Source organism: Trichormus variabilis 0441, assembly GCF_009856605.1.
Lineage (GTDB): Bacteria > Cyanobacteriota > Cyanobacteriia > Cyanobacteriales > Nostocaceae > Trichormus > Trichormus variabilis.
In genome coordinates, this window is sequence record NZ_CP047242.1 from 5,242,740 (window position 1) to 5,254,560 (window position 11,821).

At 40.6% G+C, this 11,821-nt stretch carries 11 protein-coding genes; 8 read left to right on the forward strand and 3 right to left on the reverse strand.

Features of this window, described 5'->3' with window-relative positions; translation table 11 throughout:
* Positions 1–45 precede the first annotated feature (45 nt).
* A complete protein-coding gene (gene ppk1, locus GSQ19_RS21635; RefSeq protein ID WP_011319898.1) occupies positions 46–2,256 on the forward strand; it encodes a polyphosphate kinase 1 in 2,211 nt (736 codons plus the stop codon).
* A 152-nt stretch (positions 2,257–2,408) separates the two neighbouring features.
* Positions 2,409–2,825: a response regulator gene (locus tag GSQ19_RS21640; RefSeq protein WP_041456259.1), complete on the forward strand. Its 417-nt coding sequence runs from the start codon at positions 2,409–2,411 to the stop codon at positions 2,823–2,825.
* Between the two features lie 120 nt (positions 2,826–2,945).
* On the opposite strand, the gene GSQ19_RS30095 is transcribed toward GSQ19_RS21640, so the two are convergent.
* Complete coding sequence (locus GSQ19_RS30095) at positions 2,946–3,128, reverse strand: hypothetical protein (RefSeq protein WP_011319900.1); 183 nt, start codon at positions 3,126–3,128, stop codon at positions 2,946–2,948.
* 168 nt (positions 3,129–3,296) lie between these two features.
* Here GSQ19_RS30095 and GSQ19_RS21650 point away from each other — a divergent pair, with 168 nt between their 5' ends.
* Complete coding sequence (locus tag GSQ19_RS21650) at positions 3,297–3,872, forward strand: DUF2854 domain-containing protein (protein ID WP_011319901.1); 576 nt, start codon at positions 3,297–3,299, stop codon at positions 3,870–3,872.
* Positions 3,873–3,888: 16 nt separating this feature from the next.
* On the opposite strand, the gene GSQ19_RS21655 is transcribed toward GSQ19_RS21650, so the two are convergent.
* Entirely contained in the window at positions 3,889–4,149 is a 261-nt protein-coding gene (locus GSQ19_RS21655) for a CRR7 family NDH-1 assembly protein (protein ID WP_011319902.1), read from the reverse strand.
* A gap of 645 nt (positions 4,150–4,794) precedes the next feature.
* Between GSQ19_RS21655 and GSQ19_RS21660 the strand changes: the two genes are divergently transcribed.
* Together GSQ19_RS21660 and GSQ19_RS21665 are read left to right on the forward strand one after the other, a co-directional pair.
* A complete protein-coding gene (locus GSQ19_RS21660) occupies positions 4,795–4,950 on the forward strand; it encodes a hypothetical protein (RefSeq protein WP_153228441.1) in 156 nt (51 codons plus the stop codon).
* A gap of 82 nt (positions 4,951–5,032) precedes the next feature.
* Complete coding sequence (locus tag GSQ19_RS21665) at positions 5,033–6,067, forward strand: response regulator (protein ID WP_011319903.1); 1,035 nt, start codon at positions 5,033–5,035, stop codon at positions 6,065–6,067.
* A gap of 43 nt (positions 6,068–6,110) precedes the next feature.
* On the opposite strand, the gene GSQ19_RS21670 is transcribed toward GSQ19_RS21665, so the two are convergent.
* A complete protein-coding gene (locus GSQ19_RS21670) occupies positions 6,111–7,316 on the reverse strand; it encodes a histidine kinase (protein ID WP_011319904.1) in 1,206 nt (401 codons plus the stop codon).
* Positions 7,317–7,440: 124 nt separating this feature from the next.
* Between GSQ19_RS21670 and GSQ19_RS21675 the strand changes: the two genes are divergently transcribed.
* The 3 genes from GSQ19_RS21675 to GSQ19_RS21685 all read left to right on the forward strand — a co-directional run bounded on the left by GSQ19_RS21675 (position 7,441) and on the right by GSQ19_RS21685 (position 11,812).
* Positions 7,441–8,940 carry a hypothetical protein gene (locus GSQ19_RS21675; protein WP_011319905.1) on the forward strand — a complete coding sequence of 500 codons (1,500 nt, stop codon included), beginning with the start codon at positions 7,441–7,443 and terminating at the stop codon, positions 8,938–8,940.
* Positions 8,941–9,281: 341 nt separating this feature from the next.
* Positions 9,282–9,557 carry a hypothetical protein gene (locus GSQ19_RS21680; protein WP_153228440.1) on the forward strand — a complete coding sequence of 92 codons (276 nt, stop codon included), beginning with the start codon at positions 9,282–9,284 and terminating at the stop codon, positions 9,555–9,557.
* 278 nt (positions 9,558–9,835) lie between these two features.
* Positions 9,836–11,812 (forward strand): AMP-dependent synthetase/ligase, encoded by a 1,977-nt coding sequence (locus tag GSQ19_RS21685; protein WP_011319906.1) that lies wholly within the window; start codon positions 9,836–9,838, stop codon positions 11,810–11,812.
* Positions 11,813–11,821 lie beyond the last annotated feature (9 nt).

Consider the following 11,821-nt stretch of genomic DNA (forward strand, 5'->3'; position numbering starts at 1 on the left):
TGTTCTCCCCTTCAATGGGCTGCATTAGGTTAATCTGCGATCGCTATGCCTAAATCAAAAAAAAGCTCTAATTCTATTAATTTAAACGATCCTCAATACTATCTTAACCGGGAGTTAAGCTGGTTAGAATTTAATAACCGAGTTTTACATGAAGCTTGCGACTCACGCACAAAACTATTAGAAAGACTTAAGTTTTTGGCAATTTTTAGTTCCAACTTAGATGAGTTTTTCATGGTGCGGGTGGCAGCTCTAAAACAACAGGTAGAAGCAAAGGTCAGCAAACTAACTCCCGATGGACGCACACCCCAACAACAATTAAATGATATTCGCCTGAATCTCATACCCCAAGTTACAAAACAGCATCAACATTTTGAACAAATAATTCGCCCCTTGTTAGCTAGTCATGGTATCCATATTTTGGATTACATTAACTTGACTCAAAAACAACGCAGTTATCTAGATAACTATTTTGAAGATCAAATTTTCCCGGTTCTGACACCCTTAGCCGTTGACCCCAGTCATCCCTTTCCCTACATTTCTAATCTCAGCTTGAATTTGGCTGTTGTGGTCAAGAACCCAGAGACAGAAGAAGAATTTTTTGCCAGAGTCAAAGTTCCCAGCGTTCTCCCTCGGTTTTTGCCCCTACCGCCAGAGTTAGCATTTCAAGAGAACGGACAAGCAGCTAACTGGGTAGGTGTACCATTAGAGCAGGCGATCGCTCATAATCTAGATTCCCTCTTTCCAGGGATGAATATCCAAGAATATCATCCCTTCCGCATTACCCGCGACGCTGACCTAACTCTGGAAGAAGATGAAGCTGATGACTTGTTATTGGCAATAGAACAAGAACTGCGAAAACGGCGTATGGGTGGTTCTCCCGTCAGAATTGAAATTCAATCCCAAACGCCAGAACTCATCCGCACCAGGTTACTGCAAGACCTAGACCTAACAGAACAAGATGTCTACGAAGTCGATGGTCTGTTAGGACTGCGTGATTTGATGTCCTTTATGGCTTTGCCGTTGCCAGAACTCAAAGATCCACCACGCCAATCTGTAGTACCGATGCGTCTACAACGATTGCGAGAACCAAACTTAAATCCTGATGTTTTGGAGTTAGAGGAAGGTAAAGACTTTTTCTCGGTCATTCGAGAAAAAGATTTGTTCGTACACCATCCCTATCAATCTTTTTCTGCCACAGTCGTGCGCTTTATCACCCATGCAGCCCACGACCCAAATGTCTTAGCAATAAAGATGACATTGTATCGTACTTCCGGCGATTCACCCATCGTTAATGCTTTAATTGCGGCGGCAGAAAATGGTAAACAAGTATCAGTCCTAGTAGAACTTAAAGCACGATTTGATGAAGAAAATAATATTTATTGGGCAAGGCGATTAGAAAGAGTTGGTGTTCACGTTGTCTATGGCTTAGTAGGTCTGAAAACTCACTGCAAAACGGTGATGGTAGTGCGACGAGAAAAAGACCGGATGCGGCGTTATGTACATATTGGAACTGGCAATTACAACCCAAAAACAGCCAGACTATATACAGATTTAGGATTGTTTAGTTGTCGGGAAGAATTGGGTGCGGATATTACAGATTTGTTTAATTTCTTGACTGGTTATTCACGGCAAAAGTCTTATCGAGAATTGCTAGTTGCGCCTGTAAATATGCGCGATCGCTTTTTGGAGTTAATACGTCGGGAAATCACCAACGTACAGAATGGATTTTCAGGTCGTATTGTTGCCAAAATGAACTCTCTTGTTGATCCACAAATTATTGCGACTTTGTACGAAGCTTCCCGTGCTGGCGTACAAATTGATTTAATTATTCGAGGCATTTGCTGTTTGCGCCCAGGTATTAAAGATATCAGTGAGAATATTCGCATTATCAGCATTATCGGCCGCTTTTTAGAACACTCCCGCATCTATTACTTCCATAACAATGGACAAGAAGAAATTTTTATTGGTAGTGCAGATTGGATGAGCCGTAACTTAGATCGGCGAGTAGAAGTAATTACCCCTATAAAAGACCCAGATATTGCTAAGGATTTGCAAGAAATATTGGGAATTTTGCTAGCTGATAATCGTCAAGCTTGGGATTTACAAGCTGATGGTAGTTACATTCAGCGCCTTCCGGGAGAAAATTGTCCAGAAACTAACTCACAGAAAACTCTCATGAATATGGCGTTACGTTCAACGGGAATCGCTACAAATCTGATCGATTCACCAAAAAGTCCTGCATATAAAGACAATTAAATCAACCGAATTTCCCTGCAAACATTAACTTTTCACAATTACTCTAATTAATCTTTATGGTTACGCACAAATTATTCAACCATAGGATAGAGTAATCATTGGTACTTGTTCCCATAAACTATGGAAAATATCGTATTTAGTTATTCCTGGGAATGTTAATGTTCTCTTGTGAGTCCTCTACCTTAAAGGTTCTAGTGGTTGACGATCATGAACTGACTCGTTTAACCTTACAATTAGCCTTTTCTAGTCAGGAAAATATCCAAGTAGTCGGTTTAGCCAGTAACGGTCAAGAAGCGATAGAAATGGTAAGAGACAGTCATCCTGATGTCATTGTTCTAGACTTACAAATGCCAGTCATGGATGGTTGGAGCGCCTCTTGTCATATTAAAGCCATTTCTCCCAACACACAAATACTAGCTTATTCGTCAGTAGAAGATATACGTTTTCTTGACACAAAGACAACTTCTAACTTTGATGATGTTTGTAAAAAAGATGTGCCTACCAAGGAACTTATTGCTTTGGTAAGAGAATTGGGAAGACGTGGGGCGAATAGTTCAATTTCCCAATAAATACATTTGCTACGTCGCTTAACTAAATCGGTATAGTTGAAAATGGGGACCTGAAGAAATTTTATCATTCAGAAGCGTCGGTAAAATCGTTATTTGACGGTAAGACCGACGCAATTTTATTTAATTGTTACCTGTTTCGGGAATAGTGCGTTTATATTCTTCTATCAATTCGTCCAGTTCTTCCAACGCTTGATTAACATCAACTCTTAAAATGCCTAGATTCGGTTGCTCTAGAAGGCTGAGCAAATACTCACGTTTGCTTTGAACTGCTGTAATTCTTTCTTTGAGAGTTGGCAAATCCATGATTTTTGTATCCTAAAAGCGGCTTCAAATTTAAAGTTAACTCAAAAAAGGCTCGTTATGTAGCTGGCATAAGAAGGAAAATCAAGGGTTTAAGCAGAGACTCTTCCCTAAGTTGTCACTCATAACAGATGATAATAAAACTAAAGTGTTAAGAATTTATACTATCTCATGTTACGCCAAATCTCTTTGGGAACAATTGGTTTAAGTATCGGTGGCATATTAACCATCGTGGGGTTTGTTGCCTATGCTGCAAATAATGCCACACTAAACCTGGTCGGATTCTTTTATGGGTTTCCTTTACTTTTAGGAGGACTAGCTCTCAAGGCTAACGAACTCAAGCCCATATCCTTTAGCCAGACAACAACAGAGTCAGTGTTACTCTTGCGCCAACAGCAAGCGACTGTCACCCAAAATAAAATCCGTAAAGATATCACTCGATATTGTTACGGACAGAATGCTCACTTAGACGGAGCGCTGTCTTACTTGGGTTTAAGTCCTTCAGATGAAGACAGACCAATAGTTACAGGTCTACGAGAAACAGAAACTAATGGAGCTTATACCCTAATTTTAGAATTTGACTCGCCTGAAATACCAGTCAGTGATTGGCAACAAAAACAAGAAAAGATGACCAAGTACTTTGGACCAGGAGTTGAGATAAAAATTACTCAAGTGGGTGAAGATAAAATCGAATTAGCATTGATTACTCTTAGTCAAGAGCCAATAGCCCAAAGTAATCGCCAATAACTAAATAATTAACAACTTACTTTTCTAGTCGCACTGCGTACCATTGTAGATATTTTCCCGCACCTACGTCTAACTCACAACTGGTATCGATCAAGTGTTGGGCTTGGGCTGGCAAAGAATCTAATTTTTGTAGCTCAAGGGGTAAATCCGAAAAATTAATTTTTTGTAATTCCCCCTTGAGCTTTTCTAGTAATTCTATTGTGGTGAGAAACTTTTCTGGTTGGTTGGTTTCTAGGACAACAAAGTTATCCTGTTGATACATTAATGGATCTGGCATTGTCAGGATGCTCTAAGTTATGTCAAATGATTTTACTAAGATAAATTAGATTTTTATAAAAATCTATTACAATGTTGTAATTCATCTAGATGTATGTAAAAATTTCTGAATTTTTAGGAAAAGATAACTTTTGTAGTATGTGATGAGTCTTTAAAATCCAGATATCTTGAGCGACCATGAATGCCAATCGCCTGAATCTATATTATATTTATTTACATTTTAAATTCAAAAACATATTTTTAAATCAGCTTGTCAAGAGGAATCTTACTTAATTGAGTAGCTGATTAATAACACTAAAAAAATCATTGTGTTAATAGCTTGATAATAAACTTATACAATCTCAGTAATTTTCTTGAATACCCATCACTATCAAGCTTACAGGATGTTTTCAATCGCTGCAACTTAATTGAGAGCAGGCTTGGGTTTGGGAAATATTTTCCTGGTAATTTGGCTATTCATATATTGTTTTATTTTTTTAAGTTTATATACAAAATAACCCCTGGAGTGAAAAATTGGGATTCACATTTAAAGTTTTGCTTAATAGAGCAATTACGCTTTATCAGACGGGAACTATAACAGTAATATTTCTTATCATGCCTATAAAGAATCAGTGTAATAAGCAACTACCTTTGTTCTGCCTATTCAATGTATACCCGACATAGTATTAATCCAGATTCTGGGTTACAAATTATCGAGAAGTCCATAGCTACAAAAGATACAGGCTTGCTATCTGTTTCAGTATTGATGAATGCCGTACAAACTTTTTTCTACACACTCACCAAGATTTTGCTGAAATTATGACTACAGGTAATTTAACTATGGAGGTGGAGCTTTTCTCTGTTTTTCAGTCCTCAGAACTCTGATTTTCTACGGAACGCATCTCATGTCAGGCATAAGCCCATATTCTCTTTCTAAAAAACCTCCCTTAATTTTGGTGGCTGATGATGACAAGACCATCCGAATGCTGTTGCGTGAAGCTATGGAAAAAGAAGGCTATCGAGTAGTAGAGGTCACAGATGGTAAACAGTGTCTAGACGCTTATGAGGCTGTTAAACCAGATATAGTGTTGCTAGATGCTATGATGCCTGTAATGGACGGTTTTACGTGCTGTAAACAATTACTACAAATTGCCAGAAATAATCTAATTACCGCATTGGCAAATCTAGATACTGATTCCGGCTTAGGAAGTACGGTGATCTCCAGATTGTGGGAACGTACACCTATCCTGATGATCACTAGTTTAAACGATGCAGAGTCCGTAGATCGTGCTTTTGAAGCTGGCGCAACTGACTATATTACTAAGCCAATTCACTGGGCTGTGTTGCGTCAACGCTTACGAAGATTACTACAGCAAGCACAAGTGTATAAACAGTTAGAAGCTGCGAACATGGCCTTACAGCACTTAGCCAATGTGGATGGTTTAACTGGATTAGCTAATCGCCGCCGCTTTGATAATTATTTAAATACGCAGTGGATTAACTTGGTACAGAAAGGCGCTCCCTTGTCTTTGATTTTGTGTGATATTGATTATTTTAAATTTTATAATGACCAGTACGGACATCCGGCTGGGGATATTTGTTTACAAAAAGTAGGTGCGGTTTTAAGCTACAAAGCTCAGAAGCATCAGGATTTAGTTGCCCGTTATGGTGGCGAAGAATTTGCCGTGATTATGCCATATACTCATGCAAAAGGAGCGATTTATGTTGCCCATACCATACAAACCAGTGTCAGAGATTTGCAAATTACCCATGATAAATCTGCTGTGAGTCAACATATTACTCTCAGTATGGGTGTTGCTACCATAACTCCTACCTGGGAATCTTCACCTTCTGATTTGATTGCGGCGGCGGATAAAGCACTTTATAAAGCGAAGGAATCAGGACGAGACCGTATTTGTCAATGGAAAGGTAGTCAATAGTTTTCTTTTCCCCTTGCTCCCAGCCAATCCCTAGTCCCAATCTCTAAGATGGATAAACGGGCAGGGTGAAGTGGAACCACGCTCCACCGTGGGGGTTGGAGTCTACCCAAATTTGACCGTAGTGGGCGCGTATTATGCGTTGGCATAAGGAAAGACCGATGCCGTAGCCTTCTTTGGCTTCATCTCGTTCTAAGCGATAGTGATTTTCAAATATACGCTCTCGATTGTCAGTAGGAATACCGGGGCCGGTGTCGCCAATACTAAATTGGACTTTTTGGGTAGTGCGGTGTAATCCAGCAATGCTAATTGTGCCACCTTCTGGAGTATATTTGATGGCATTATCTAACAGATTGATCAGTACTTGGCGGATGCGTTCGGGGTCGGCGTAGACACAGGGCAAATCTTGGGGAATGTCTGTTTCTACTTTTTGCGCTTTGGTGGTGTAGCGATCGCGCAATTCTCCTAGTACTTCTAAACAGAGTAGACCTATTTCCGTTTTTTGTGGTATAATTATTAGCTCTGTATCAGTACCGCGACCCACCTGTAAAAGATCCGCAATCATTTTATCAATTGTTTTAGCTTGAGTGCGGGCTTGTCTTAATAGGTTGACTACTAAGGCGGGTTTTAAGCGTTGAAATTGGCCGATATCTGGGTTGTAGTTAGATTGTAGGGTTTCAATAGCGATCGCTGCTGCTGTGAGGGGATTGCGGAGGTCATGAACTAACATGGCAATTACGCGGTCTTTAAACTGTAACTGCTCTAGTAATTTTTCTTTCTCTTGTTTGAGATTGAATATTTCGTCTGAAAGCCTTAACAGTTCCGCCGAAACAGCAACAGAATTGATAGTAGATGTAGGTTGTGCTACCCGGCCATTATCATCTACACGTTCTTGCAAGTCCTCTTGCAACTTTACATAGGTATCTACGGCTGCTTGCCAGCGCGGCCACAAATTTTTCAGTTGGGTGATGATGTTACTACCGGCTAAAATCTGCCTGGGTTCTGGATGAATTTTAATTAGAGCTGGTGTTGCTACTAACTTAAAATGTTCTGCCAAGTATGGTTGTTGCCCGACATCAATGATTTGAAGTTCAAAGTTATACTCGGCCTGCAAGTCTTTTAAGTAAGCACGGATACGCTGCACCTGCTGTTTGGATTTGGGTCGTCCATCGACGAACAATAACAGCTGGAGTGGAGCCTCAGAATAAATAGGCTGATCCTGGGAAACTTGCATGGAATCGTGTTTCAGCACTGGTAACAACCCGGCGACGCTTTGCGGAAATTAGAATAGACTGACAGGTGTCGATGGTCGTTCTTTTTTCAATTTAATATCTATTTTAGGTTTTTACTACACCTATCCACACAGGGTTTTTGAGATGAGATACATATTTCTTGGCCTTTTATTACCTTTTTGTGTTGCTAGCTGGGAGAGAAACGCTCTTGCCCTAGAATATCAGTCTCCGTCTCATAATCATACTCTGGCGGTTGAGTCAACTGATGAAAATTTTTATACTAAGGCTAGTTACCTGCTTCAGCAGCAGTTGGATTTGATTGTACGCATTGAACAAGCTTTAGTTTCTCCAGATGCTAATCGGATGCGTGCTGTACGGGGACAATTAATTTTTCAAGCTAAAACGGTAGAAAGTTTTCTCCAGCGTTACAAGGGCGATAATTTTTGTAATCTTGCCAACGATTCCCCTGACCAGTTAAGCGAATCACAAACAAAAATTTATTGCGCGCTGTCTGCTTCTAGCCAGGAATTATTAAAGCTTGCGCCTGTGCTAGATAATCTTTTGTCTCGTCGAGGTGAATTAGGTTTAGTTAGGCGCTTACCCTTGGTGAGTGGTGAACGTAAGTTCGATCCAATACTGACTATTGCACCAATACAACAGCCAGACCTGGGGAAGCCAGCAGTGCCTTTATCAACCAGAGAACCAAATTTAGCACCGAGCAATCAACAGACTACCACAGTGACTTTGCCATCTGCACCACCAATTATTGGCAGAGTTGCGAAAACAGCTGTAGTTAATTATCTACCACCGATACAACCTGCGATCGCACCACCTCATACGGCACTGCATATACTGGCAAACGCCAAGCAGTGGTTGACAGCAGCACAGATAGGATTTCCCCCAGAAACAAAATTTAGAGATGCACAGGAAACAGCGAGAGTACTTGACCGTTTTGCTTACGGACTTGACCCACAAGAACCGGAAACTCACGCTAAGTTTTTAAGATTGTCGCGTACTGGGATTTTTCGGGTTTTACCTGCTTCAGCTTACCAGCGTCCGCTAAATACTTTGTGGAATAGATTACAGCCCAACGTGAGTGAGCGCTATTCTTTTCCAAGTTTGGGTAATACTCAGGGAGGACTTAATCCTAGTTTAACACTCCAGGTTGTAGAAGAGAACTTTCAATTTCTGCATCAGGGCATAGACTATAGTTTTATGGTAGATGTGGGTGATGTGCCATTAGAGAAATTGGACAACAGCCTGAAAGTCTTACCCTCATCAAAAAAAGATTTTTTCTTAAACTACCAACCTCCCAAGCAGCTAGAAGCTTTACAAGTAGACAAAAGACGGTTTGTGACTGGTAAAGACCAAAATTGGCAGCAAAATCAGTTAATTCTCACCCGTGCCACCGCTAAATTGAATCATACTTATTTAGTGCGATCGCTACAATTCCAACTACCAGAGATTATTCTCAATGGTCAATTTGCCAATTTAGACAAGAGCAGCTACATAGACCAATTAAAACAAATTCGCAGCAGCGATATGATTATTGCCTTTCGACCAGTCCGTAGGCGTTCTGATGGTAGTTATACTATACTTTGGCGGGTGTTAAATGAGTTACCAGCACCACAAATTCAAGACTAATTGACCAAGTTGCTAGTTACTTAGTCTTAATCGTCTTGTGCGTGTCAGTTGTCAGTTGTTACTAAAACAAACTCCACCCCCAAAGGAATAGAGTTTTTTATTTGGTAATGGGTAATTGAGCAGAAATTCTGACCCAGTACCAGTTATTAATTTAATGTGAGTCTCCAACAGAGGCGCACGTTAAATTAATAACCGAGGTGAAAAATAATTTAGCTTGACTTGTGCAGAGATTGCAAGCTGAGAAAATTAGTCAACTTGGAGAACATTTGGCACAGAAATGAGGGCTGAACTTACAGAATTGGCTCCCCGTTTTGGCATAAGCCGTACAGTAAGGAAAACTGGTGATTCCCATACTGCCGGGAAGGGATTTTGTACTCTTGGATAATCTTAGAGTGCGTTTGTTTTTAGGAGCCGAGAGAATCAAGGAAAGAAGTTTAGGTAATCCCAAACAAGCGACGATATTGATCAGCGTTAGTAAGAAAGCATCTAGTAACTCTATAGGTAATCACCCCCATCGGATAATCAGGTGGCATCTGTTTATTGGCTGTCAATTTCATGCACCAGCTCGTACTCTCAGAACCATCGATTCTAAGCTATATAAAATAACTTTAACATAAACTTTTATCAATGCAACCGTGAAGGTCAGGAAACTGCATACACCCAAGGTGGTGTAGATATGGAGAAGAGATATTCTAAACGTAAGTAGAAAGACTTGAAAAAAAACAACTATGTTAAATAATGTAAAAACAATAGGATTAATTGCGTAGTGAGAATTTTAGTCCTTTTTTGAGAACTAAAGTTCTCACTACAAACATTTAATTATTTACCCTGTTCTACTTAGTAACAGAATTAATTAATTAAGAAAAAACGATTTATTCCATTTGAGGTGTGCTTTATGACCAACAGTCAACCAGGATATTCATTACTATCCGATATTACAAAGGAACAAAGCAAAGAAATACAACGCTTAGTAGATTATACAAATGTAGATTCGTTACCGGAAATTTGGCCGATAGCTGCGAAGAAATTTGGTGAGACTTTAGCTCTTTACAATCCCCATGCTAAACCGGAAGTAAAGATTACTTATCAGCAACTAGCAGAAAAAATCCAGCTATTTGCTTCTGGATTACAAGCATTGGGAGTTCAAGCGGGCGATCGCATCTCCCTGATAGCCGATAATAGTCCTCGGTGGTTCATTGCCGATCAAGGGATTATGACAGCAGGTGCAGTGGATGCGGTGCGTAGTTCCCAAGCCGAAAAGGAAGAATTACTTTATATTGTTGCTCATAGTGGTAGCACAGCTTTAGTAGTCGAAGATTTAAAGACATTCAATAAGCTGCAAGATAGACTCCACGACTTACCAATTCAAGTGGTAGTCATACTTACCGACGAAACGCCACCGACAGAACAAAGCCTTAAAGTATTGAACTTTCTTCAGTTAATAGAAGTTGGCACAAACCATGCTTTTGTTCCAGTTAAACGGAAACGCGACGAACTGGCGACATTAATTTATACTTCCGGAACTACGGGAAAACCCAAGGGCGTAATGCTCAGTTATAGCAATCTCCTACATCAAGTCACAACCTTCCGAGTTGTGGTGCAACCCAAAGTAGGCGATACGGCTCTCAGCATTTTACCTAGTTGGCATAGCTATGAACGGACTGTGGAATATTATTTATTATCTCAAGGTTGCACACAAATTTATACCAATTTACGCTCAGTCAAAGCCGACCTGAAACAATATAAACCCAACTACATGGTTGCTGTCCCGCGCCTGTGGGAATCGATTTATGAAGGAGTGCAGAAACAGTTCCGCGAACAGCCAGCCAACAAACAACGCCTGATTAAGTTTTTATTGGGCATGAGTGAAAAATATATCAAAGCCCAAAGAATTGCCCAAGGTACAAGCTTAGATCATCTCCATGCTTCATCTTTGGAACGATTAATCGCTAAGGTACTAGAATTGGCTTTTCTACCCTTCCATGTTTTAGGACAAAAGTTAGTGTATGGCAAAGTCAAGGAAGCTACAGGAGGAAGATTTAAACAAGTAATTAGCGGTGGCGGTGCATTACCAAAACACATCGATACCTTTTTTGAAATTATTGGCGTGCAGATTTTGCAAGGTTATGGTTTAACCGAAACATCACCAGTCACCAACGTGCGCCGTCCCTGGCGTAATTTTATTGGGACATCCGGACAACCAATTCCCGGCACAGAAGTTAAAATCGTAGACCCTGAGACTCGCCAGCCTTTACCTGTTGGACAACGAGGCTTGGTGTTATTGAAAGGGCCACAAGTCATGCAAGGCTATTACCAAAACCCAGAAGCAACAGCAAAAGCCATTGATCCTCAAGGTTGGTTTGATAGCGGTGACTTGGGTTGGGTAACACCAGATAACGAACTCGTGCTAACTGGCCGGGCAAAGGATACGATTGTTTTGTCCAACGGGGAAAATATCGAACCGCAACCCATCGAGGATGCGTGTTTGCGATCGCCCTACATTGACCAAATTATGCTTGTTGGACAAGATCAGCGTAGCATCGGTGCTTTAATTGTCCCCAACGTGGAAGCTTTGGCAAAGTGGGCAGAAAGCCAGAATCTTGTTTTGAGTGTAGAGGATGATAATTTAACCTCCTCATCCAGTCAAAAAATTAACCTGGAGAGTAAAATGATCCAGGGTTTATTCCGGCAAGAATTGAATCGGGAAGTGCAGAACCGTCCTGGTTATCGCCCAGATGACCGTGTGGGGCCGTTTAAACTGATTCTGGAGCCATTTTCCATCGAAAACGGCTTGATGACACAAACGCTGAAAATCCGGCGACACGTTGTCACAGAACGCTACCGCGATATTATCAACGCCATGTTTGCCTGATAATTCCAC